A 24,011-nucleotide genomic window follows, 5' to 3' on the forward strand; every position below is an offset into this window, starting at 1 on the left:
GAAAAAGTTTTAAAAACCAACCGGGCAACGCAGTCGGCGTCCATGATCTGCAGTTGTCGTCAGCTTTTTTGGCCTATATACAAAACCGACTGTTCCGTAATGCCGTGCTGCTTGAAGACGCCTTCACCGAATGCCTGCGAGCCGAGGGCCTTCACGTCGAAACCGGCCTGCGTCAAACGGGACTGGAAGTCTTGCCTAGCATACATCCGCACATGATCGTCCTGGCCGAAGCGCGCCCAGCGCTCATCGACGCTTGGCTCGTCCGGGTCTTCTTCGGTTTCGGTGGCGGTCAGCAGAATCGGCACCATCAGGATGGCAGAGCCGCCTTTGGCCAGTACCCGAAACAGCTCGGACATGGCCTTGCGGTCATCAGGTACGTGCTCAAGTACGTGCGAGCACACGATGAAATCGAAGGACTCGTCGGCATACATGTGCATGTCCATGATATCGACCACGTCATCAGCCAGCGGCGAGAACAGGTCGGCCGAGCGATATCGGGCGTTGGGCAGGCTGCGCAGAAACTTCGAGAGCACCACTGCCGGCGCGATATCGAGGATGCGCAACGGTTTGCCCGGCGGGTTGTCGAGCATGTTCATGGCAAACAGCGCGTAAAGCCGGTCGCGGTCTGACGCCATGCACTCGGGGCAGCTGTATTGCCCGACGTTAAGGGTTTCGAAGTCTTCGATGCAGTAGTGGACGTTCAGGCGGTGGAGGATTTCCAGATGGCTTCTACCCAGCGGATAGAAGTTCGGAAAACGACAGGAGCAGACCGGGCACGTTCGCATTAGCAGTTCTCTTTACTGGCTGTGACGATCACATCAATGATGCTGTCGAAGGCTTCATCCGTCAGGCTGTCGTAGATCGGCAGGCACAGGATCTGACTGGACAGGCCGGTCGCGACACGCAGGCGATCGGGTTTTGCCGAGTCAAGGCCCCGGTACATCGGGAATGTGGAAATGAGCGGGTAAAAGTAACGGCGCGCCAGAATGTTGTGGTCGCGGAACCGCTGATAAAGGTCATCGCGGGAAATCGCGAAGTCTTCGGTGACCAGCACCGGGAAGTACGAGTAATTGTGTTTTTCGGTGCTTTTCCAGAGAATTTTCAGCCCCGGCACCGTTGCCAGCGCATCGCGATAGCGTTCATCGATACGTTGCCGTTTCAAGAGCGCTTCGTCGATGTACTTCAACTGAAGCAGACCGAACGCAGCGTTGATCTCACTCATCTTGCCGTTGATTCCCGGCGCGACTACGGTCACTTCGTCAGCAAAGCCGAAGTTCTTCAGGTAATCGATGCGTTGCTTGGTCTTGGCATCCGGACTGATGATGGCCCCGCCTTCGAAGGTGTTGAACACCTTGGTGGCGTGAAAGCTCAGCACCGACAGATCCCCGTGATTCAGCAGGCTTTGCCCGCGATGCTGGACACCGAACGCATGGGCGGCATCGTAGATGACCTTCAAGCCATAGCGATCGGCGATCTGCTGAATGCGGTCGACGTCACACGGGATGCCGTAGCAGTGTACGGGCATGATCGCCGTGGTAGCCGGAGTGATGGCTTCTTCAATGCGCTCCGGGTCCAGGTTATAAGTACCCGGGTCGATGTCGACAAACACCGGCGTCAGGCTGTTCCAGAGCAGCGAATGGGCGGTTGCCACGAACGAGTAGGGCGTGGTGATGACTTCGCCCTTGATGCGCAGCGCCTGAATGGCGGTCATCAGCGCCAGCGTGCCATTGGAAAACAGCGAGAGATGCTGCACGCCCAGGTACTCGGCCAGCTCCTTTTCAAGCTGCTGGTGAAACGGACCGCCATTGGTGAGCTGGCGGCTTTCCCATATGTGTTCGAGGTAGGGAATGAACTCCTCCAGAGGCGGTAACAGAGGACGAGTTACTGGAATCGGTGCGCTCATGGAGGGTTCTCTGCTCGTGTTTTATCCGATTGCTGTTCGAAAGGGCATCTGCTTCAAGGGCTTCCGGCAAAGGCGTTGCCATTGACATAAAAATGACAGTCGAACTGTTGTGACCGGGGTACACAGCAAGAACCCGGCCAAGACCGCTTTTGCCGGATCAGGTAGAGGTCGGGTAGTGATCCTTCTCACGAAGGTGTTTCAGTGCTTGATATCCCGAACGCCCGCTGCGTATTTTGTACGGGTTGCCGCCGAGCGGCCTGGCCCACGACAAAGGAATGAACCATGACACGCAATGACCCCCATCCGCTGGCACAGCTGCTGATGGGCATTGATGAAGTGGAGTGTGTGACCCCGGACCTGAACGGCGTGCCACGCGGCAAGGTGATGACCGCTGCCGGTTTTCTGCAGGGCAGGCGATTGCAGCTTGCGCGGGGTGTGTTGCTGCAATGCATCATGGGCGGGTACCCGCCGTCACGGTTTTACGGTAGCGATGATGGCGACCTCGCGCTGCTCAGCGATCCGCAGCAGGTCCATCGTCTGCCCTGGAGCGAGCAACCGCGCGCCCTGGCCATCTGCGATGCGGAGGAGTTGAGCGGCGAGCGTTGCATGCTCTCGACGCGCAGCCAGCTCAAGGCCGTCATTGCCCGCTATGCCGCACGTGGGCTGGCCCCGGTTGTGGCCACTGAACTCGAGTTCTTTGTCTTCGCGCCCAACCCCGAGCCGCTGTATCCGTTCGTGCCGCCGACAGGGCTGGACGGACGACGCGAGCAGGGGCATTCAGCGTTCAGTATCAGCTCGAACAATGGCTTGCGGCCTTTTTTCGCCGAGGTATACGCCTGCATGGCGGCGTTGGGCCTGCCGCGGGACACGGTGATGCACGAAATGGGCGTCAGCCAGTTCGAGATCAACCTGCTGCATGGCGACCCGCTGCTGCTCGCCGACCAGACCTTTCTGTTCAAGCACCTGCTCAAGGAAGTCGCGCTCAAGCACGGGCTTATTGTGGTCTGCATGGCCAAGCCGCTCGCGCACACGGCGGGCAGTTCGATGCATCTTCATCAGAGCGTGGTGGCAATAGACTCCGGGGTAAACGTCTTCAGTGACGCAGATGGCCAGCCGACTGACACGTTTCGTCACTTTATCGCGGGTCAGCAGGTCTGCATGGCTGACTTCACCGCGCTGTTCGCGCCCAATGTGAATTCCTATCAGCGCCTGTGCCAACCCTATGCTTCGCCCAATAACGCCTGCTGGTCCTACGACAATCGCGCAGCCGGCCTGCGCATCCCGTCGAGTGCAGCGGCGGCTCGAAGGGTGGAGAACCGTTTGCCAGGCGCCGACGCCAATCCTTATCTGGCCATCGCCGCAAGCCTGGCGGCCGGGCTGCATGGCATCGAGCAAAAGCTGGAACCCACCCCGCCCATGCAAGGCGAGATTGAGGTGCCGGAAGAATTGTCATTGCCGTGTACCCTGCACGCCGCTCTGGAGCGTCTGAAAAGCAGTCAGTTGGCCAAGGAACTGTTTGGTCATGAATTCATCGAAGGCTACATCGCGTCGAAGACCCTGGAACTGACCAGTTTTTTTGACGAGATAACCCCCTGGGAACGGCGCGTTCTGGCTGCTCAGGTTTAAGAATCGCAGTGTTGGGCTCGCCCGGTCGGGCGACTCCCTATTTTTGGAAAGTTGATGCGCCAAATCTGGAAGTCCTTTCGAGCGCTTTATTTTGCCTCGTTGATGATGTTGATCGGCTCAGGTCTGCTGAGCACTTATCTGGCCCTGCGCCTGGCGGCCGACCAGGTCGACAGTCTGTGGGTCGGTGCGCTGATGGCCGCCAACTATTTCGGTCTGGTCCTGGGGGGCAAGATCGGTCACCGTCTGATCGGCCGTGTCGGTCATATTCGGGCCTATGCCACCTGCGCCGGTATCGTTGGTGCTGCGGTGCTAGGGCATGGCCTGATCAGCTGGTTGCCCGCCTGGCTGGTACTGCGGGTGATTGTCGGTCTGGGCATGATGTGCCAATACATGGTCATCGAGAGCTGGCTGAACGAGCAGGCCGCCGCGAAACAGCGCGGCATGGTGTTCAGCGGTTACATGATTGCGTCCTATCTGGGCCTGGTGCTGGGGCAACTGGTACTGGTGGTCCACCCGCAACTGGGCCCTGAGCTGCTGATGCTGGTGGCATTGTGCTTCGCGCTGTGTCTTGTGCCGGTCGCCATGACCCGGGCAATTCACCCCGCACCGTTGCACCCGGCACCGCTGGAGCCGCTCTTCTTCATGAAGCGTGTGCCGCAGTCGCTGACGGCGGTGTTGGGTGCCGGGCTGATCATCGGTTCGTTCTACGGTCTGGCACCGGTTTACGCCGCCGAACAGGGGCTGTCCACCGAGCAGGTCGGTCTGTTCATGGGCTGCTGCATTCTGGCCGGGTTTCTGGTGCAGTGGCCATTGGGGCTGCTGTCCGACCGCTATGACCGATCCGTACTGATGCGCATCTTTGCCGCTGCACTGGTGGTGGCGTCATTGCCGCTGGCGGTGTTTCCGAGTGTGCCGGTCGAAGTCCTGTTCGGCGTCGGCTTTCTCGCCTCGCTGATGCAGTTCTGCCTCTATCCACTGGCGGTGGCATTTGCCAATGACCACGTCGAGGCCGAACGCCGGGTGTCGCTGACGGCCATGTTGCTGATGACCTATGGCATCGGCGCGAGTATCGGCCCGTTGGCTGCCGGCGTGGTCATGAAGCTGTTTGGCGGCCACATGCTGTATGCGTTCGTCTGTGGTGCCGGGGTGATTCTGGTGCTGCTGATCAGACCCAAGGCCGTTACCCATTTGCATCAGGTCGAAAACGCACCGCTGCATCACGTCGCGATGCCGGACAGCATGTCCAGCTCGCCGCTGGTGGTTGCACTGGACCCGCGTGTCGATGAGCAGGTGGTTCAGGAGCAGATGCAGACCACCGTCGAGCCGGAGTCCGAACCTGAGTCTGAGGTGGTGGCCGACGCCGACGCAGAAACCGAGGCACAGGCCGAGCCGGTCGCGGGCACGGAAACAGCCGAAGCTGAAGAGCACGAACGCGAGCGTGAAAGCGAGACCTGGAAGGCTTGAGTGTAGCGGGGGGCAGAGCAGGGGATTACGGTGTGATTGCGGCAGGTTGCCGCAATCACCAGCAAGCAGAAGCGGGGATCAGAAGTCGTCGTCTTTGTCGAAGCGGCGAGCTTCACGCTGCAACTGATAGACGAAACGCTCAACCTGACGCTGCACAAGCCCACTCATGTTGTGGAAGCGCACGCCGGCAAAGGTGGTGTGAAATCTTTCTTCGAAGTGCAGATAACGCAGCTCTACGGGGGCTGTCATTGCTCCGAATGGCAACTTCGCAATAAAGCGTTCGTATACCTGGCCCAACTGCATGCGCTCGGACACATCGCCTTCAAAGCGCAGTTTGCAACCGGTTGCAGAGATGTCCAGCAGTTTGCCGGTCAGAGGGGATTTCAAACGGTCGCCGCCGATCTCGATGTCGACCAGCTGTGCCAGCTTCAGCGCTGCACGAAATGCGTTGCGCCGCTGGTGGTAAATCACTTCTTCAGGCAGCGGTCCGCGGTACAGGCGCTGCCCGTCGGTATCGACAATCTCCATCTGAGACGAGCTTTCCCAGGCGATACGCACGCCGTCGTGAAAACCTTCGACGCGGAAAGACTCGCCATTACTTAAAAAGCGTTCGCCATCACGGGGGATCATTTCGTCGAGCGCCATGACATTGCTGTCACGGTCGACTTCAAGCAGGTAGCTCTGAAAGCGTTGGGCACGCTCATGGAAGGTAATGATCAGAGGATCATGACTCTCGAGTAGCAACCGCAGGTTAGCGGCAATTTCCAAAGGTGTGTTGAGAACCTTCGGGGGCTGCGGAGCATCGTCCGCGCTTGAGCCATTCACGTTCTTGAATCTCCAGGCAAAATACTACGGCAACGCAACAACAGGCATTCTGCCACTACGCACGAAACCTTGATACAGGAAGTTACGCCTGACTCAGAGGGCGTGGTTTTGCTCTAAGCGCAGTTGATCCGCGACTGTCATAGAGCGTGGGCGTCTCACCGCCGTTCAGTATGCGAAGCTGATGAGCCGTGCTGATCTGTTGCAGCTGGATCAGACTACCATTCTGCTCGTTCAGCGTCTGGCATTCATTGATCAACGCATTCAGTTCGTCACCGGCCATCAGCAATTGCTCGCCGACATCCGACTGGCTGGCCAGTTGCTGGAGACCACTGCGATTGGCTGGCAGCCCCGTGCCCGCAAGCACCTGGCTACGTTTGCGCCCATGTTGATCGAGAAGAATGACCAGCGCCTGTTTCTGCGCCAGCACCTGCTCCATCTCGCCCATGTCGCGGCCGTGAAGAATCAGGGATTCGGCCTGCAGCAGCTCTAGAAGCTGTCGGGCCGAAACCATGTCGTCAGTGATCATCTGCAACAAAGTAGTGTCTTGCATCGCATGCTCTGGTTTTTAAGCGTCCAGAATATCCAGCGCCAGCCTTGGCTTAGCGTTGGGTTTCGAAATTCAACAGTTTGCTGGCGACACGGTTGCTGTCCACTGTGTAACTACCGTCGGCGATGGCCTGCTTGAGCTCGGCAACGCGAGCACTATTGACGGTTGGCAGATCGGTCAGCTTGTCCGTGATTTTCTGCAACTGTTGAGCCTCACTGCTCAAAGAAAAAGTTTCCCCGGTGCTTTTGACACCTGCGGTGGCTGCAGGGGCTGGCGCATCGGTTTTGACGGTGTCTTTACTGGCACTGGTACGTGTTGTACCGGCAACAGACTGTGAATTGTTAAGGCGACTGAAATCTATGACCATGATTGAAAAAACCTCTGGGTGTTTGGACGCTTGCCTTGTTTTCGGCCAACCCCTATCAAACTTTAGGCCGATTGTGAGAAAGCTTCCCAATAGACGCTTTTCACCGTCGGATATTCCCCGCAGTCTAAAAAAAACACACCCTGTGCGCCAGCATCAATGCATTACATGGCCACTTCCACCTGCCCTGGGCCGGTGACATTCGCTTTGATCACCCGCTGGGAATTAAGGTTTTTCACCCGTATCTGTTCGTTGAAACCTCCGTCGGACATCGCTTCGCCGGGCATACGCACCGCCAGCGAACCGCTGCGGGCGATGATGACCACCTGGTCGCCCTTGTGAATCATTTGTGGCTGTTCCAGCGCCACCGGGGTGACGACCTGGTCGATGACCATTTGTCGGACAACCTTTTGACCGACGGCCTGATCAAGAGAGGCCAGAAATCCCTGGCCCAGGCTGCTCACGTCGCGCTCACGCAGCGCAACGTCTTCTTCAGTAACGATGGCATCGCGTTTCAGCGGGCGCATCACGGTCACAACGTTGCGATACAGCAGCACCTGGGCTGGCACAAATACTGTCCAGGGCGAAGAACCTTCGCAGCGTACCCGCACCGTAACCCGGCCGACCGGGCGCGGGCTTTCCAGTGTGGCTGTCAAATCCTTGTCACAGGCACCCATCCGTAAACGCGGGTCGAGCTGCTTGACCTGTATGTCATGACGCCCGTCAATCTGGTTGGTTGCCAAATAGTCTTCTACTGTGAACTCAAGAAACCCTTGGGTGACGCCGATAAGCTGTTCAGGCAGTGTGAAATTCTCTGCGCGAGCGAGGCTCACCGTGCCACAAAGGCACAGCAGAGCGATTGCGCACAGAAGCCTGCGGGTTTCTAATGCGAGGTGTCGAGAAATTGTCGTCTTTGCGTTCATGAGGTAATAAATAGCAAAGCCCGTGCCGCTTGTTGATCTAGTGTCTGGGCGGCGGTCATTTTGGTAAGGGGGTTCGGCATGGCAGGTGTAATGGATTCGGTAAACCAGCGAACTCAGCTGGTGGGTCAGAATCGCCTGGAGCTGCTCTTGTTCCGTCTCGACGGCAAGCAGCTCTATGGGATCAACGTCTTCAAGGTAAAAGAAGTACTGCAATGCCCGAAACTCACCATCATGCCCAAGTCGAGCAAGATCGTCCGGGGTGTGGCCAATATTCGTGGCGGCACGATCCCGATCATGGATCTGGCGATGGCGACGGGTTCCACGGGCATGATTTCGCTGGTCAACTCCTTCGTCATCATTACCGAGTACAACACCAAGGTTCAGGGTTTTCTGGTGCATTCTGTAGAACGCATCGTCAACATGAACTGGGAAGAGATTCATCCACCACCCAAAGGTACCGGGCGCGATCATTACCTGACCGCAGTCACCCGGGTTGATAATCAGTTGGTGGAAATTATCGACGTCGAGAAGATTCTTGCCGAAGTCGCACCTATTTCCGAAGAAGTGTCGGTCGGTGTGATCGATGCCGAGGTTCAGCACAAGGCAATTTCGCTGCGTGTGCTGACGGTCGATGACTCGTCGGTGGCCCGCAAGCAGGTCAGCCGCTGCCTGGAAACCGTCGGTGTGGAAGTGGTTGCCCTGAACGATGGCCGTCAAGCGCTGGATTACCTGCGCAAAATGGTCGAAGAGGGTAAAAAACCGGAAGAAGAGTTCCTGATGATGATCTCCGACATTGAAATGCCGGAGATGGATGGCTATACCCTTACAGCTGCGATACGTAATGACCCGCGTATGCAGAAGATGCACATCACCTTGCATACCTCTCTGTCCGGGGTATTCAACCAGGCGATGGTCAAGAAAGTCGGCGCTGATGATTTTCTCGCGAAATTCCGGCCTGATGATCTTGCGGCCAGGGTTGTTGCGCGGATCAAGGCAGCAGAATAACCAGCCGGGGGCGTCGTCCCCGGTGATTCACATGATTTGAGAGGCGGCACCTTGTCTACGGGTAATTTGGATTTTGATCAGTTCCGGGTATTTCTGGAAAAAGCCTGTGGCATCTTGCTTGGGGAAAACAAGCAGTATCTGGTGTCCAGCCGCCTCAACAAACTGATGGAGCAGCAAAGCATCAAGTCGCTTGGCGAGTTGGTTCAGCGCATCCAGACCCAGCCGCGCAGCGGGTTGCGCGAACAGGTTGTCGATGCGATGACCACCAACGAAACCCTGTGGTTTCGCGATACCTATCCGTTCGAAGTGCTGAAGAACAAAGTGCTGCCCGAGCAGATCAAGGCCAGCCCTGGTCAGCGACTGCGCATCTGGTCGGCGGCCTGTTCATCGGGCCAGGAACCGTACTCGCTGTCGATGTCGATTGATGAGTTCGAGCGCGCCAATCAGGGCCAGCTCAAATCGGGCGTGCAGATTGTTGCCACCGATTTGTCTGGCGCAATGCTCAACAACTGCAAGACCGGCGAGTACGACAGTCTGGCTATCGGCCGTGGCTTGTCGCCGGATCGTCTGCAGCGTTTCTTTGATGTAAAAAGTCCGGGTCGCTGGGTCGTCAAGACGCCGATCAAGAGCCGTGTGGAGTTCCGCTCGTTCAACCTGCTCGACAGCTACGCCTCGCTGGGCAAGTTCGACATCGTGTTCTGTCGCAACGTACTCATCTACTTCTCGGCCGAAGTGAAGAAAGACATCCTGCTGCGCATCCACGGTACGCTCAAGCCAGGCGGTTACCTGTTTCTGGGGGCTTCCGAAGCGCTCAATGGTTTGCCGGATCACTATCAGATGGTTCAGTGCAGCCCCGGGATCATCTATAAGGCCAAGTGACGGTCTGTCAGTTGCCTGCGATAAAAAAAGAGACCTTCAGGTCTCTTTTTTTGTGCGCGGCTGAGAACAGCTTCGATCGTCTGCCCATCGGTTCATGTTTGCGTACTGTTACTCACTAGTTTTGCAAAAGCGTTGGCGGCGGCGCTCTGGTAGCCGTTTTTACGCCGCAGCAGCGCAACCGTCCGCCCAGGCAGAGCAGGGGTCGTCTGAACTTCGCGCAACCCGGGCTGCTCGCGAACGATGGCATCGGGAAGAATGGTCGCCATACGTCCCTGGGCAACGACCTTGAGCAAAATGGCGATCGAGTTCGCCTCCAGGCCGACCGTAGGCTTGAAGTTCTGCGTCTGGCACCAGGCATCCAGCAGCTGGCGAGTGGCGAATCCGGGGGCGAGCAAGGCAAAGCGAAGCGTTTGCAGGTCCTCAAGTGTCAGCGCGGTCTGTTTTTCGGGGGCAGACTTGGCCATGACCAGGCACAGTTGTTCATCGAACAGAGGCTGGCTGTCTATCTCGACGGCATGACTGCCGGCAAAACCGATGGCCAGATCGAGCGCGTCACTGATCAATGCCTCGGTGATCTGCTCCAGAGGCAGCTCTGTGAGGATGATTGCCACGCCGGGATACAGTGCGCTGAAGCGGTCGATCAGCGGCGCTATCAGGTATTCACTGAAGGTTGGCGTGACGCCGAGGCGCAATTGTCCGCGTGACAGGTCGCTGACATCGTTGAGCGCACGCTTCCCGGCCTCCAGCTCAAGCAGGCAGCGACGCGCGTGGTCCAGATACACGCGGCCGGCATCGGTCGGCACGACGCTGCGGCGGGTGCGGTCGAACAGTTGCACACCCAGGCTGCTTTCCAGCTGCCTGATCTGTTGCGACAACGCCGGTTGTGAGACATGCAGGGCCTCGGCCGCCCGGGTGAAATTGCCATGGTCGGCGACTGCCAGCAAATAACGTATATGGCGTAACAGCACGGCATCACCATAAGGCAGGATTATGGCGATGATCATAAATCAGTCTTGGATCTTATGGTGATAGTTGCCGATGCTGTGATTGATGTGAATTCATTCCGGAGGTTTACCTATGCCGCACAGCAACATTTCCAGAGCGCCGCGCCAGAATCTGACTGAACGTGTGCTGCAGGCCAAGACCGCAAAGAACCTGACGTGGGCAGGGCTTGCAGAAGGTACGGGGTTGAGCGTGGTGTATGTCACGGCTGCATTGCTCGGTCAGCACCCATTGCCGGAAGCGGTGGCCGAGGTAGTCGCCGAGCGTATCGGGCTGGACAGGGACGCGGTCGCCGAACTGCAAACCATCCCGTTGCGCGGCAATGTCGAAGACGTCTCCAGTGACCCGACGATCTATCGCTTCCACGAAATGGTTCAGGTCTACGGCACAACGCTGAAGGCATTGGTGCATGAGCAGTTCGGCGACGGCATCATCAGCGCAATCAACTTCAAGCTCGACATCAAGAAAGTCGAAGATCCGGAAGGGGGCGAGCGAGCCGTGATCACCCTTGATGGAAAATTTCTGCCCTATAAACCGTTCTGAGGACGCTGAGATGAGTGATAAAGGAAGACCGCCATTTCCACCCTTTACCCTGGAGACGGCTGTCCAGAAAGTCCGTGGCGCCGAGGATGGCTGGAACTCTCGCGATGCAGCGAAAGTTGCGCTGGCCTACACCGAAGACACGTATTGGCGTAACCGTAGCGAGTTCATCAATGGTCGTGCAGAGGCTCAGGCCTTTCTGGAGCGCAAGTGGCGCAAGGAACTGGACTATCGGCTGATCAAGGAGCTCTGGGCATATACCGATAACCGCATTGCCGTGCGCTATGCCTATGAATGGCATGACGACTCTGGCAACTGGTTCCGTTCGTATGGCAACGAAAACTGGGAGTTCGCTGCAAACGGCCTCATGCAGCGGCGCTTTGCCTGCATCAACGATTTGCCGATCGCCGAGTCCGAGCGCAAATACCATTGGCCACTGGGGCGCCGACCTGATGACCACCCTGGGTTGAGTGAGCTTGGCCTCTGATTCAGTCGTCAAAGAGACCTTCGGGTCTCTTTTTTATTGGGCGTCCGAATGAGGCAATGATGAAGTGCCGCCATTGTCAGGCGGCAAGCCGATACTGGCAAAAAAACGGCACCCCTCTTGCCGCTTTCTTCTCCCACAGCGGAAATGCCTTGCCGCTTTTCTGGCATTGCCGCCTCGCCGCTGGCTGTGGCCCCCGCAATCATTGGCTTTTGCAACATGGCACGCTGATTGCTTTGTCAGTAACAACAGAATCAGGTCAACCGGCAAAGGTTTCCCGAAATGAGCATCAGCTTCGATAAAGCGCTAGGCATACATGAAAAGGCTCTGAACTTCCGGGCTCAGCGTGCAGAGGTGTTGGCCAACAACATCTCCAACGCCGATACCCCGAACTTCAAGGCTCGCGATCTGGACTTCTCGTCGGTGCTGGCTGCCGAAAACGACAAGGTGCAGAACGGTCATTTCGCGCTGAACAAGACCAACAGCCGCCATATCGAAGCCGAAGGCATGGGCAATGATGACGGGACGCTGCTGTATCGCACCCCGTCGCAGCCTTCGCTGGACCAGAACACCGTCGATTCCCAGGTCGAGCAGGCCAGCTACACCGAGAACGCCATGGGCTTTCAAGCCAGCTTCACATTGCTCAACAGCAAGTTCAAAGGGCTGGTTGCAGCCCTTCGCGGAGAATAATTCATGTCACTAGCCAATGTGTTCAACATTGCCGGTAGCGCCATGAGTGCCCAGACCACGCGTCTGAACACTACGGCCAGTAACATCGCCAACGCCGAGACCGTGTCTTCGAGCATGGACCAGACCTACCGCGCCCGTCATCCGGTGTTTGCCACCGTGATGCAGGGTCAGCAGTCCACAGGCGGTTCGCTGTTCCAGGATCAGGGCGAAGCCGGGCAGGGCGTTCAGGTCAACGGCATCATCGAAGACAGCTCGAACCTGGAAGCACGTTACGAGCCCAATCATCCTTCCGCTGACAAGGACGGGTATGTCTACTACCCCAACGTCAATGTCGTGGAAGAAATGGCCGACATGATTTCTGCCAGCCGGTCTTTCCAGACCAACGCCGAAATCATGAACACCGCTAAATCCATGATGCAGAAGGTTCTGACCCTCGGTCAGTGATAGAAGGCGAACGTTATGGCCGATAACACCACAGCAAGCAGCGTCTCATCGACGTTCTTGAACACACTGCAGAATCCGACGCCGACCGCGACGAATTCCACCGGTACGCTGGGCAAGGACGCGTTCCTGCAGCTGCTCGTGACGCAGATGAAGAACCAGAACCCGCTGGACCCACAGGACAACACGCAGTTCGTGGCCCAACTGGCGCAGTTCAGCAGCCTTGAAAGCATGCAGAACCTGACGTCGACGGTTGACACGATTGCAACCAGTTACAAGTCGTCCCAGGCGTTGCAGGCATCGTCGTTGGTGGGTCGCTCGGTGATCATCGATTCGAGCTCCACCACCGTGGATACCACCAAGGGTATGACCGGTTCGATTGTTGTTCCGAGCGCCACTACCGCGACAAGTATCAAGGTTTACGATTCGCAATCGAACCTGGTCGACACCGTCGAACTGGGCGCGCAGAAAGTCGGCACCACCAGCTTTTCCTGGGACGGTACGGACAGCGACGGTACAGCGCTTGCGTCGGGCAACTACACCTTCAAGGCTGAAGGCTCGGTTGACGGCAAGAACACACAGCTTTCGACTTACCTGCCTGCCACGGTCAACAGCGTTACGTTGGGTGTGAATGGTGCAGAAACAATGCTCAACCTGGCCAGCGGCAGTGTTGCCCTGTCCAAAGTTCAAACCATCGGATTGTAGAGCCTACCAGGCGCAGGAGTGAAACATGTCTTTCAATATCGGCCTTAGTGGGCTCTATGCTGCAAACAAGAGTCTCGACGTTACCGGCAACAACATTGCCAACGTTGCGACCACCGGCTTCAAGTCTTCGCGTGCGGAGTTTGCTGACCAGTACGCCCAATCGATTCGCGGCACTTCCGGCCAGACCAACGTGGGCAGCGGCGTAACAACCGCAGCGGTTTCCCAGCAGTTCTCGCAGGGCAACCTGACTACCGGTACTGCCAACAGCCTCGACCTTGCCATCAACGGCAACGGTTTCTTCATGCTCAGCAATAACGGCGAGAAGCTGTACACCCGTGCCGGTGCATTCCACACCGACAAGGAAGGCTACGTCGTCAACAGCGGCGGCATGAAGTTGCAGGGTTACAACGTCGATGCCAACGGCAGTGTGGTGACCGGTGCATTGAGCGACCTGCGCGTGGACTCGTCCAATCTCCAGCCCAAGGCAACTACCGCCATTACCAACGTTGCCAACCTGAATTCGACGACTGCCTTGCCGTCCCTCACCACGTTTGATGCGACTGACACCAAGTCGTACAACATGAAGTACAGCACGCCGACCTACGACACTCAGGGTAACGCGCACACGCTGGATCAGTATTTCGTCAAGACCGGCACCAACACCTGGTCCATGTACTCGCTGATGGACGGTCGCAGCATTTCCGACCCGACCACCACTACGGCCGACAAGAACGACCTGACATTCGACTCATCGGGTAATCTGGTTGTCGCAGCGCCGGGCGCCGTACCAACCGACAGTGCGAACATCAAGTTCAACACTGATGGCACCTTCACTGTCGCCAACTGGGTACCAGGTGTGCAGTCCGGCACCGGCACGACCACCAGTTGGGGCGCGAACGGCGCTACAGGTGCCTCCATCAAACTGAACATGGCCGGCATCACCCAGACCGCGTCGGTCTCGGGCCTGATCACTCAGGACCAGGACGGCTACGCCACTGGCCAGCTCAGCGCAATGAGCGTTGATGCAACCGGTAACCTTTTCGCCACCTACACCAACGGCAAATCCCAGGTGATCGGGCAGACCTCGCTGACCAACTTTGCCAACGTGCAAGGCCTGGCGCAGGCGGGTGGCACCAACTGGCGTGAAACCTTCGCTTCGGGCGTACCGGTCAGCGGCACGCCGCAATCGGGCACCCTCGGCTACATCACTGGTCAGGCGCTGGAAGAGTCCAACGTCGATCTGACCATGGAGCTGGTGAACCTGATCAAGGCGCAGAGCAACTACCAGGCGAACGCCAAGACCATCTCCACTCAAAGCACCATTATGCAAACCACTATTCAGATGACTTGATAGTGTAGAGCGTTAAATAAAGCCCCTTTTCGAAGGGGCTTTTTTTTGCTTGTTTTTTATAAAGTGATGCACGTTCGAGTTTAATTAAACTTGCGGAAAGTTCGGTCAATGTACTTGGAAATCTCCTACGCGCGATGATGTGAGAATCAAAACTCCTCTATGAGTTGCCCTTTGGGGCGAAGGAGTTTTCATGTCGTTCAATACCGCGATCAGCGGCATTCATGCCGCGAACAAAAGGCTGGAGGTGGCCGGTAACAATATTGCCAACTCCGGCACCATCGGGTTCAAGTCCTCGCGTGCGCAGTTCTCGGCGCTGTATTCAGCCAGCCAGTTGGGCAGTGGTCGCAATGCAATAGGTGATGGCGTACGCCTTGCTTCAACACAGCAGAACTTCAATCAGGGCGAAAGCATGACCACGTCGGGTAATCCGCTCGACATGCGTATTCAGGGCAACGGCTTTTTTGTGGTGAGTGACGGTGGGGCTCTTGCCTATACCCGTGCCGGAGCGTTCCTCAAGGATGCGGCGAACTTCGTGGTCGACAGCGAGGGTGGACGATTGCAGGGCTATGCGGCAAACGAGCAGGGCGAGATCAAGCGTGGGTTGCGTACCGACTTGCAGATTGACACATCGAATGTATCGGCCAGAGCCACCACGCGGGTTGCCGAGAACATCAACCTGGACGCCTCGCTGCCTTCGCTCGCGCGCTTGCCGGTCTTCGACCCGGCCGATCCTGCGACCTACACGCGGGCCGTTGGCCGTACCATTCAGGACGCGGGGTCTGGAGCGGGTGCCACTGCGGTGCCCGCGGCGGATCATGAGCTCAAGCAGTATTTCGTCAAGACCGGCGACAGTCAGTGGTCCATGTATGTACTGATCGATGGGCGTAATCCGGTGGACCCGAACAGCGTGGCACCGTTGCATGTCACCCTTGAGCAAAGACCAAACGGATCGCTGTCATACAGCGGCAATAGCCAGCACCTTCGTAAAATCTCGGATACCGAATTTGCCCTGCAAGGCTGGCGGCCGGCTGAAGAGGTCAATGGTGCCTGGGTCAGTAACGGCGCTGCCAACGGCGGCACAGTGTCGCTGCCGCTGAAGGATGGATCGACCAGCATGCTTGACCCTGGTGATGCGTTGATGGATCGCCCGGTACCGGCCTTTGATCCGTCGGACCTGAAGACCTACAGCGATATGTTTGCCAATGCGATTTTCGACAGTCAGGGCAATCAGCACGAGCTGAAGCAGTATTTCGTGAAGGACGGCACCAACAGCTGGCGCATTCATGCGCTGATTGATGGTCGCAACCCGCAGATGCCTGACTCCACCGACCCGCTGACGGCGAACATCGTGTTTGATTCTGGCGGCTGGGTACAGTCGTTGACCGGCGGCCCTGGTTTTGCGAGTACCCATAACAATGCTCTGCAACTGACCGGCTGGACACCGGCCATGCCTGCCGAGCGGGTTACCGGGCGAGAACAGTGGGTGTCCAACGGTGCGGCTGGCAGTGCGAAGGGCATTGCGATCGACTTCACCAACCTGCTGCAGCACAACGCCGCCAGTTCGCGTTCTTCCACTCACGTGGATGGCCATGCGGCGGGGCAGTTGAGCAGCCTGAGCGTGGGGCGCGATGGCATCCTGCGTGCCGGATTTACCAACGGCATGAACAAGAATATCGGTCAGGTGATACTCGCCAGCTTCGCCAATCCGCAGGGGTTGCAGGCGCGCAGTGATACGCGCTGGACCGAATCCGCCGACTCTGGCGTTGCCGACTACGATGTGCCGGGCGTTGGCACGCTGGGCAGTCTCATCGGCGACGGGCTGGAGGGGTCCAATGTCGTCCTGGCCGATGAGCTGATTGCTTTGATCCAGGCGCAGACGGCTTATCAGGCTAACTCCAAGGCCATATCGACAGAGGCGACCGTGATGCAGACGCTGATTCAGTCGACCTGATCAGATTGAACAGTCGGACTTGATGAAGTGACCTTTCAGCCGTGTCCAGCCAGGCCCGGGGCTGGTCTGGGCGCAGACAATCCGGCTGTCGCCCTGCCATTTGTAATAGTGGGCGGGGGCGGCCTGGGCGAGGAGGGCGAAGGTCATCAGGCTCGCGCTGGCGATGCCGGCAATGCACGCACGAAAAAGCATGAGGGTTCCCGTTCAGGGCTGCGGTGTCCGCAAGATTATCACTGTCGATCCTCTTGTCAGCCCATACCAATGAAGTTTTTTTGGCGGTGCTCGCTGCTTGATGATCGGCAGGCGGCAGTCCTCCGCCGCTATTGGGTGGCGCTTTGCCCGCAGGGCATCATCGAATGCCGGTTTTTGCTGGTTAATCAGGCATTTGTATCGAGCCTGACAAGTTGGTTCAAAAATTGCTTTAACCCTTTCAGAACAGCTACAGGCGGCAAGCGTCTGTCGGAGGAGGAAGACTGTGGACAAGTTGCTTTACGTCGCAATGAGCGGTGCATCCGAAAACGCGATCGCGCAGAAGGCTCACGCCAACAACCTGGCAAACGTATCAACCAACGGTTTCATGCGTGACCTTGAACAGGCCCGCTCGATGCCGGTGTTTGGCGAGGTCATGCCGTCGCGCGCCTATGCGATGAGCGAACGTCCGGGGACCGACTTTTCCTCCGGTGCCATGGTTGAGACCGGCCGTGAACTGGACATCGCCGTCAAGGGTGATGGCTGGATTGCAGTGCAGACTCCCGACGGTGGCGAAGCCTATACCCGCAGTTCCGGCATGAACATTGATGCCCTGGGTGTGTTGCGCGACGGCAGCGGTTTGCCGGTAATGGGCAATGGCGGTCCGATTGCCGTGCCGCCTCAACAGCAGATCGAGATCGGTGCCGACGGCACGATCAGCATTCGCTCGCTGGGCGAAAGCCCGCAGGTGATGGCGCAGGTCGACCGGATCAAGCTGGTCAAACCTGACCTCAAGACCATGGAAAAAGGCCCCGATGGCCTGATCCACACCAAGAGCGGCCAGCCTGCTGCTGCCGATGCCACCGTTCAGGTCGAGTCCGGCTTTCTGCAGGCGAGCAACGTCAATGCGGTCGAGGAAATGACCTCGGTACTGGCCTTGTCCCGTCAATTCGAATTGCACGTCAAGATGATGAAGACCGCCGAAGAAGACGATCAGTCTATGGCTCGCGTCTTGCAACTTGGCTAATCAATGACAGCTTGCGCCGACAAACCGGCGCTTGAGGAGAACACACATGCTTCCTGCACTATACGTCGCTAAAACCGGCCTTGCCGCTCAGGACACCAACCTGACCACCATCTCCAACAACCTGGCGAACGTTTCGACCACAGGTTTCAAGAGTGACCGTGCCGAGTTCCAGGACCTGCTTTATCAGATCAAGCGTCAGCCGGGTGCCCAGTCCACTCAGGACAGCGAGCTGCCATCCGGTCTGCAACTGGGTACCGGTGTGCGCATCGTCGGCACGCAGAAGAACTTCACGGCCGGTAGCCTGCAGACCACCAACAACCCGCTGGACCTGGCGGTAAACGGTCGTGGTTTCTTTCAGGTGACCCAGCCGGACGGCACTGTTGCCTACAGCCGCGACGGTACTTTTCACCTGAACGCCAACGGCCAGATCGTGACTGCCAACGGCTACGCCCTTGAGCCTGCGATTGTCGTTCCACAGAACGCCCAGACCTTCACTGTTGGTCAGGACGGTACTGTTTCCGTCACGCTGGCCGGTGCAACCGCCACACCGCAGATCATCGGTAACATCCAGACCGCTGACTTCATCAACCCGGCTGGCCTGCAGGCCATCGGCGGCAACCTTTATCTGGAAACCGGTTCAAGCGGCGCGCCGCAGATCGGCACGCCAGGCCTCAACGGTCTGGGTCCGACCCTGCAGAACACTCTGGAAAACTCCAACGTCAGCACCGTTGAGGAACTGGTCAACATGATCACCACCCAGCGTGCTTACGAGATGAACTCCAAAGTGATCTCGACCGCCGACCAGATGCTGCAGAACCTGACTCAGAACCTGTAAGTGTTTGATGTTGTCGCTCGTAAAACTGCTCAATCCGATGGGGCGCCTGATAAGCGCCTGTTACACCGCGAGGTTTCAAGTGTCATGAACCGCCTTAGTGTTCCGCGTTTTTCAGTGTTGATCGCTTCATTGTGCGGGATCACCCTGCTGTCTGGCTGTGTTGCGCCGACGGCCAAGCCCAATGACCCTTATTACGCTCCGGTGTTGCCGCGTACACCCATGTCGGCCGCTGCCAACAATGGTGCCATCTATCAGGCCGGTTTCGAGCAGAACCTGTACGGCGACCGCAAGGCTTTCCGTATCGGCGACATCATCACCATCACGCTTTCCGAGCGTATGGCAGCCAGCAAGGCGGCCACTTCGGCCATGACCAAGGACAGCACCAACAGTATTGGTCTTACCTCGCTGTTCGGTTCGGGCCTGACTACCAACAACCCGATTGGTGGCAATGATCTGAGCCTTAACGCGGGCTACAACGGCGCCCGTACTACCAAGGGCGATGGCAAGGCCGCACAGAGCAACAGCCTGACCGGTTCGGTCACTGTGACCGTGGCGGATGTGTTGCCCAACGGCATTCTGGCGGTGCGTGGCGAGAAGTGGATGACCCTCAATACCGGTGACGAGCTGGTGCGTATTGCCGGTCTGGTTCGGGCTGATGACATCGCCACCGACAACACTGTGTCGTCGACCCGTATTGCCGATGCACGTATTACCTATTCGGGGACTGGAGCCTTTGCCGATACCAGCCAGCCAGGCTGGTTCGACCGGTTCTTCCTCAGCCCGTTGTTCCCTTTCTGATAGCGGGATAGACATGATCAAGCTCAAGCAACTGATAGCGGCGACCTTGTTGTTGTCCACAGCGTTCGGCGTTCACGCCGAGCGTTTGAAGGACATCGCAAGCATCTCCGGCGTGCGGGCCAACCAGTTGATCGGTTACGGTCTGGTCGTGGGTCTCAACGGTACGGGTGACCAGACCACCCAGACCCCGTTCACCCTGCAGACGTTCAACAACATGCTGTCGCAGTTCGGCATCAAGGTGCCGTCCGGCTCCGGTACTGTGCAGTTGAAAAACGTTGCAGCAGTTGCTGTGTACGCGGATCTGCCAGCGTTTGCCAAACCGGGTCAGACGGTCGACATCACCGTTTCCTCGATCGGTAACTCGAAGAGCCTGCGCGGCGGTGCGCTGTTGATGACGCCAATGAAGGGTGTCGACGGCAATGTTTACGCCATCGCACAAGGCAACCTGGTGGTCGGCGGTTTTGATGCGGAAGGCCGTGACGGTTCGAAAATCACTGTCAACGTTCCGTCGTCGGGCCGTATTCCCGGTGGTGCTTCGGTCGAGCGCTCGGTGCCGAGCGGCTTCAATCAGGGTAATACCCTGACCCTCAACCTGAACCGGTCCGACTTCACCACTGCCAAGCGGATTGTGGACAAGATCAATGAGCTGCTCGGCCCTGGCGTTGCTCAGGCGCTGGATGGCGGCTCGGTACGTGTGACCGCGCCGCTTGATCCGGGCCAGCGTGTCGACTATCTGTCGATTCTGGAGAACCTGGAAGTCGATCCGGGCCAGACCGCTGCCAAGGTCATCATCAATTCGCGGACCGGCACTATCGTGATCGGTCAGAACGTCAGGGTTTCGCCTGCTGCGGTAACGCACGGCAGCCTGACCGTGACCATCACCGAAGACCCGATTGTAAGCCAGCCGGGCGCATTGTCCGGTGGCCAGACAGCGGTCGTGCCGCGTTCGCGGGTCAATGCCCAGCAGGAACTGCACCCGATGTTCAAATTCGGCCCAGGCACCACGCTGGACGAGATTGTTCGTGCGGTCAATCAGGTGGGCGCTGCGCCCGGTGACCTGATGGCCATCCTCGAAGCCCTTAAGCAGGCCGGTGCGTTGCAAGCCGACCTGATCGTTATCTGAGGACTCGATAATGGACATGCCCAAGAGCGGAATTTCGTCAGCGGTCGACTCCGGTGCCTACACCGACGTCAACCGTCTGGCAGCGTTGAAGCATGGCGACAAGGACAGCGTGGCCAACCAGAAGAAGGTTGCTCAGGAGTTCGAGTCGCTGTTCGTCAGCCAGATGCTCAAGGCCATGCGTTCGGCCAACGAAGTGCTGGCCAAGGACAACCCGATGAACACCCCGGCGACGCGGCAGTATCAGGACATGTATGACCAGCAATTGGCGGTCACCCTGTCCACCCGTGGCAACGGCATCGGTTTGCAGGACGTGCTGATGCGTCAACTGTCCAAGGACAAGGGTATTCAGCACGCAGCACCGACCGATACGACGGCCACGCCTGCAACGACTGGCGATACGATCCCGGCCAAAACCGGCCTGGCGACCAGTGTCTATCAGCGTCCGCTGTGGGCCACGCGCTCGGCGGCGGCAGATCAGGCGGCTGCCGCGGTTTCTGCATCTGGTGATGGGCGCAATGACATGGCGGCGCTCAACTCGCGTCGTCTGTCGTTGCCAACCAAACTCACCGACCGATTGCTGGCCGGCATCGTGCCTTCCGCCACCGCAGCCGTCAGCAACAGCCCGGTACCTGCTCGCGCAACCGCCAGCAGCAATGGCAACAACGGCGACTGGACGCTCGACCCCAACCTGGCACCCGCGCCTGAGTACGTGCGTTCCATTGCCCAGCCACCGCTGGCACCGGCCAAGCGCGCATTCAGCAGTGCCGACCAGTTTGTCGAAACGATGTTGCCGCTCGCCAAGGACGCAGCCGCACGCATTGGCGTCGACCCGGTGATGCTGGTGGCGCAGGCTGCGCTGGAAACCGGCTGGGGCAAGTCGATCATGCGTCAGCAGGATGGCAGCAGCAGTCATAACCTGTTCGGCATCAAGGCGGCGGGTAGCTGGAAAGGCGCTGAAGCGCGCGCCATTACCAGTGAGTTCCGTGACGGCAAGATGGTCAAGGAAACCGCAGACTTCCGTTCCTACGATTCCTACGCCGACAGCTTCCACGACCTGGTCAGCCTGTTGCAGAACAACAATCGGTATAAAGAAGTGGTCAATTCGGCCGATAAACCGGAACAGTTTGTAAAAGAATTGCAGAAGGCCGGGTATGCAACTGACCCAGCCTACGCCAGCAAGATTTCGCAGATCGCGAAGCAGATGAAGAGTTACCAGACTTACGCTGCTGCATCGGGCTCTTCCACGACTTTATAAGGTTTTGAATCATGTCGCTGATTTCAATTGGGCTCTCAGGTATCAATGCCAGCAGTGCCGCGATCAACACCATCGGTAACAACACGGCCAACGTGGATACCGCCGGTTACTCGCGTCAGCAGGTAATGACCACGGCTTCGGCACAGATCAATATCGGCCTGGGTGTCGGTTACATCGGCACCGGTACGACGCTGTCTGACGTGCGTCGTATCTACAACAGCTACCTTGATGCCCAATTGCAAACCAGTACTGCCCTGAGCGCCGATGCGGTTGCGTACTCCGGCCAGGCCAGCAAGACCGATACGCTGCTGTCCGACAGCGCGACTGGCGTGTCGACGCAGCTGGCTGACTTTTTCACCAAGATGCAGGGCATTGCCACCAACGCTACGCAGTCCTCGGACCGTTCGGCATTCCTGACTCAGGCTTCTGCGTTGAGCTCGCGCTTCAATTCGGTCGCTTCGCAGTTGTCATCGCAGAATGACAACGTCAATGCCCAGCTCACCACCTTCACCAAGCAGGTCAACGAGCTGACCACGACCCTCGCAAGCCTGAACAAACAGATCACTCAGGCAGGGGCTGGCAACACCACGCCCAACTCGCTGCTCGATTCGCGCAATGAGACTGTGCGCCAGCTCAACGGGCTGGTGGGTGTCAAAGTAATCGAGAACAACGGCAACTACGATATCTACACCGGCACCGGCCAATCGCTGGTCAGCGGTGGCACGTCGTACACCATGTCGGCGACCCCGAGCCCTGCCGATCCTCTGCAGTACAACGTACAAATCGCTTACGGCCAGACCAAGACTGACGTCACCTCGGTGATCAGCGGTGGCTCGATTGGCGGTCTGCTGCGCTATCGCTCGGACGTGCTGGTGCCTGCGACCAATGAGCTTGGCCGTGCCGCGATGGTGCTGGCCGATCAGGTCAACAGCCAGATGAGCCAGGGCATCGACAGCAAAGGCAACTTCGGTTCCAGCCTGTATTCCAACATCAACAGTGCCGACGCCATTTCGCAGCGCAGTACCGGCAAGACCACCAACAGCGCCGGTTCCGGCAACCTGGACGTGAGCATTGGCGATACCAGCAAACTGACCGCCGACGATTATGAAGTCACCTTCAGCGACGCCTCCAACTTCACGGTTCGTCGCCTGCCCAACGGCGAAAGCGTCGGCACCGGTGCGCTGACTGACAACCCGCCTAAACAGTTCGATGGCTTCAGTGTCAGCCTCAATGGCAATGCGCTGGCTGCTGGCGACGTTTTCAAGGTTACTCCGACACGCAACGGTGCCTCGGGTATCTCGGTGGTGTTGACCGATCCCAAGGACATTGCAGCCGCCGCACCATTGACAGCGACTGCCGGGTCCAGCAACTCGGGCACAGGTGGCTTCACGCAGCCAGTGCTCAATACCAAATCTGACATCTACGACAGCGTTCAGACCTCCGACCTGCGTAACGCGATCAAAGACTCCGCGCCGATGAAGCTGGTGATGGGTGCGGTCAGCAGTACCGGTGTGCAGAGCTACACGCTGATTAATGCCAGCGGTGCGCCTGTGCTTGACCAGAATGGCAGCGCGGTGAGTGGCACGATCATTCAGGGTCAGAGCAACGCTGTAAAGCTGAGCATCGGTTACACCGATAACACCACCACCCCGGCTGGCAAGACCGCGTTCGAAGTGCAGATGACCCTGTCCGGTTCGCCATTGGTCAATGACACGTTCAGCATCGGCCTGACCGGTGCCGGCTCTTCGGATAACCGCAATGCGCTGGCTGTGGTGGGGTTGCAGACGGCCAAGACCGTCGGCGTCACCAACGGCGGCGTGGGCACCAGCCTGTCCGGCGCTTACTCCGATCTGGTCTCGGTCGTCGGCACATTGGCAGGGCAGGGCAAGAGCGATGTCACCGCCAGCGCTGCCGTCGTTGCACAGGCCAAGTCCGCGCGTGATTCGGTCTCGGGCGTGTCGCTCGATGAAGAAGCGGCCAACCTGATCAAGTATCAGCAGTACTACACGGCCTCTTCGCAGATCATCAAGGCGGCCCAAACCATTTTCAGCACGCTGATCAACAGCCTTTAAGGAGTCGTGAAC

General features: G+C 58.1%; 25 protein-coding genes. 17 read left to right on the plus strand and 8 right to left on the minus strand.

Going from position 1 to position 24,011, the window contains the following annotated elements:
* Positions 1-59: 59 nt before the first annotated feature.
* Together RYC17_RS12505 and vioA are read right to left on the minus strand one after the other, a co-directional pair.
* Entirely contained in the window at positions 60-785 is a 726-nt protein-coding gene (locus tag RYC17_RS12505; protein WP_057402142.1) for a class I SAM-dependent methyltransferase, read from the minus strand.
* Positions 785-1,903 carry a dTDP-4-amino-4,6-dideoxy-D-glucose aminotransferase VioA gene (vioA, locus tag RYC17_RS12510; protein WP_002554329.1) on the minus strand — a complete coding sequence of 373 codons (1,119 nt, stop codon included), beginning with the start codon at positions 1,901-1,903 and terminating at the stop codon, positions 785-787. Before vioA ends, RYC17_RS12505 begins: the two co-directional genes overlap by 1 nt.
* Positions 1,904-2,287: 384 nt before the next feature.
* Here vioA and RYC17_RS12515 point away from each other — a divergent pair, with 384 nt between their 5' ends.
* Both RYC17_RS12515 and RYC17_RS12520 read left to right on the plus strand, forming a co-directional pair.
* A complete protein-coding gene (locus RYC17_RS12515; protein WP_161936592.1) occupies positions 2,288-3,529 on the plus strand; it encodes a glutamine synthetase family protein in 1,242 nt (413 codons plus the stop codon).
* 54 nt (positions 3,530-3,583) lie between these two features.
* Complete coding sequence (locus RYC17_RS12520; RefSeq protein ID WP_004664422.1) at positions 3,584-4,993, plus strand: MFS transporter; 1,410 nt, start codon at positions 3,584-3,586, stop codon at positions 4,991-4,993.
* A 78-nt stretch (positions 4,994-5,071) separates the two neighbouring features.
* Here the strand turns inward: RYC17_RS12520 and RYC17_RS12525 are convergent, their stop codons facing one another.
* From RYC17_RS12525 to flgA, 4 genes are all read right to left on the minus strand, one after another.
* A complete protein-coding gene (locus tag RYC17_RS12525; RefSeq protein ID WP_004658708.1) occupies positions 5,072-5,818 on the minus strand; it encodes a flagellar brake protein in 747 nt (248 codons plus the stop codon).
* 82 nt (positions 5,819-5,900) lie between these two features.
* Positions 5,901-6,368: a flagella synthesis protein FlgN gene (locus tag RYC17_RS12530; protein ID WP_058401311.1), complete on the minus strand. Its 468-nt coding sequence runs from the start codon at positions 6,366-6,368 to the stop codon at positions 5,901-5,903.
* A 49-nt stretch (positions 6,369-6,417) separates the two neighbouring features.
* Entirely contained in the window at positions 6,418-6,732 is a 315-nt protein-coding gene (flgM, locus tag RYC17_RS12535) for a flagellar biosynthesis anti-sigma factor FlgM (protein WP_002554324.1), read from the minus strand.
* Positions 6,733-6,893: 161 nt separating this feature from the next.
* A complete protein-coding gene (flgA, locus tag RYC17_RS12540; RefSeq protein WP_002554323.1) occupies positions 6,894-7,652 on the minus strand; it encodes a flagellar basal body P-ring formation chaperone FlgA in 759 nt (252 codons plus the stop codon).
* 78 nt (positions 7,653-7,730) lie between these two features.
* Between flgA and RYC17_RS12545 the strand changes: the two genes are divergently transcribed.
* Together RYC17_RS12545 and cheR are read left to right on the plus strand one after the other, a co-directional pair.
* Positions 7,731-8,657 (plus strand): chemotaxis protein CheV, encoded by a 927-nt coding sequence (locus RYC17_RS12545; protein ID WP_002554322.1) that lies wholly within the window; start codon positions 7,731-7,733, stop codon positions 8,655-8,657.
* Between the two features lie 51 nt (positions 8,658-8,708).
* Positions 8,709-9,536 (plus strand): protein-glutamate O-methyltransferase CheR, encoded by an 828-nt coding sequence (gene cheR, locus RYC17_RS12550; protein ID WP_005744560.1) that lies wholly within the window; start codon positions 8,709-8,711, stop codon positions 9,534-9,536.
* Positions 9,537-9,628: 92 nt separating this feature from the next.
* Here the strand turns inward: cheR and cynR are convergent, their stop codons facing one another.
* Complete coding sequence (cynR, locus tag RYC17_RS12555; protein ID WP_193600959.1) at positions 9,629-10,540, minus strand: transcriptional regulator CynR; 912 nt, start codon at positions 10,538-10,540, stop codon at positions 9,629-9,631.
* Between the two features lie 73 nt (positions 10,541-10,613).
* Between cynR and cynS the strand changes: the two genes are divergently transcribed.
* The 7 genes from cynS to RYC17_RS12590 all read left to right on the plus strand — a co-directional run bounded on the left by cynS (position 10,614) and on the right by RYC17_RS12590 (position 16,700).
* Entirely contained in the window at positions 10,614-11,081 is a 468-nt protein-coding gene (cynS, locus tag RYC17_RS12560) for a cyanase (RefSeq protein WP_058408779.1), read from the plus strand.
* 10 nt (positions 11,082-11,091) lie between these two features.
* Entirely contained in the window at positions 11,092-11,565 is a 474-nt protein-coding gene (locus RYC17_RS12565; RefSeq protein ID WP_058401315.1) for a DUF1348 family protein, read from the plus strand.
* A 279-nt stretch (positions 11,566-11,844) separates the two neighbouring features.
* Positions 11,845-12,252 carry a flagellar basal body rod protein FlgB gene (gene flgB / locus RYC17_RS12570; protein ID WP_002554317.1) on the plus strand — a complete coding sequence of 136 codons (408 nt, stop codon included), beginning with the start codon at positions 11,845-11,847 and terminating at the stop codon, positions 12,250-12,252.
* Between the two features lie 3 nt (positions 12,253-12,255).
* Positions 12,256-12,696: a flagellar basal body rod protein FlgC gene (flgC, locus tag RYC17_RS12575; protein WP_002554316.1), complete on the plus strand. Its 441-nt coding sequence runs from the start codon at positions 12,256-12,258 to the stop codon at positions 12,694-12,696.
* A gap of 15 nt (positions 12,697-12,711) precedes the next feature.
* On the plus strand, positions 12,712-13,398 hold the full coding sequence (flgD, locus tag RYC17_RS12580) for a flagellar hook assembly protein FlgD (RefSeq protein ID WP_058408778.1): 687 nt from the start codon (positions 12,712-12,714) through the stop codon (positions 13,396-13,398).
* Between the two features lie 25 nt (positions 13,399-13,423).
* Positions 13,424-14,749: a flagellar hook protein FlgE gene (gene flgE, locus RYC17_RS12585; RefSeq protein ID WP_054078063.1), complete on the plus strand. Its 1,326-nt coding sequence runs from the start codon at positions 13,424-13,426 to the stop codon at positions 14,747-14,749.
* Positions 14,750-14,939: 190 nt separating this feature from the next.
* Positions 14,940-16,700, plus strand: coding sequence for a flagellar hook protein FlgE (locus RYC17_RS12590; RefSeq protein ID WP_122281110.1), 1,761 nt, complete (start codon positions 14,940-14,942; stop codon positions 16,698-16,700).
* On the opposite strand, the gene RYC17_RS12595 is transcribed toward RYC17_RS12590, so the two are convergent.
* The gene (locus RYC17_RS12595; RefSeq protein ID WP_122258547.1) at positions 16,701-16,892 is read right to left on the minus strand and encodes a hypothetical protein; all 192 of its coding nucleotides are present in this window, start codon (positions 16,890-16,892) and stop codon (positions 16,701-16,703) included.
* 283 nt (positions 16,893-17,175) lie between these two features.
* Between RYC17_RS12595 and RYC17_RS12600 the strand changes: the two genes are divergently transcribed.
* The 6 genes from RYC17_RS12600 to flgK all read left to right on the plus strand — a co-directional run bounded on the left by RYC17_RS12600 (position 17,176) and on the right by flgK (position 23,999).
* A complete protein-coding gene (locus RYC17_RS12600) occupies positions 17,176-17,916 on the plus strand; it encodes a flagellar basal body rod protein FlgF (protein ID WP_058401318.1) in 741 nt (246 codons plus the stop codon).
* Positions 17,917-17,962: 46 nt separating this feature from the next.
* On the plus strand, positions 17,963-18,751 hold the full coding sequence (flgG, locus tag RYC17_RS12605; RefSeq protein WP_058401319.1) for a flagellar basal-body rod protein FlgG: 789 nt from the start codon (positions 17,963-17,965) through the stop codon (positions 18,749-18,751).
* An 84-nt stretch (positions 18,752-18,835) separates the two neighbouring features.
* On the plus strand, positions 18,836-19,549 hold the full coding sequence (flgH, locus tag RYC17_RS12610) for a flagellar basal body L-ring protein FlgH (RefSeq protein ID WP_003370084.1): 714 nt from the start codon (positions 18,836-18,838) through the stop codon (positions 19,547-19,549).
* A 13-nt stretch (positions 19,550-19,562) separates the two neighbouring features.
* The gene (locus RYC17_RS12615) at positions 19,563-20,672 is read left to right on the plus strand and encodes a flagellar basal body P-ring protein FlgI (protein ID WP_058401320.1); all 1,110 of its coding nucleotides are present in this window, start codon (positions 19,563-19,565) and stop codon (positions 20,670-20,672) included.
* Positions 20,673-20,682: 10 nt separating this feature from the next.
* On the plus strand, positions 20,683-21,927 hold the full coding sequence (gene flgJ, locus RYC17_RS12620; RefSeq protein WP_122281109.1) for a flagellar assembly peptidoglycan hydrolase FlgJ: 1,245 nt from the start codon (positions 20,683-20,685) through the stop codon (positions 21,925-21,927).
* 11 nt (positions 21,928-21,938) lie between these two features.
* Complete coding sequence (gene flgK / locus RYC17_RS12625; RefSeq protein ID WP_122258545.1) at positions 21,939-23,999, plus strand: flagellar hook-associated protein FlgK; 2,061 nt, start codon at positions 21,939-21,941, stop codon at positions 23,997-23,999.
* Positions 24,000-24,011 lie beyond the last annotated feature (12 nt).

It is taken from the genome of Pseudomonas syringae group sp. J248-6 (genome assembly GCF_032586995.1).
Classification (GTDB): Bacteria; Pseudomonadota; Gammaproteobacteria; order Pseudomonadales; family Pseudomonadaceae; genus Aquipseudomonas; species Aquipseudomonas amygdali.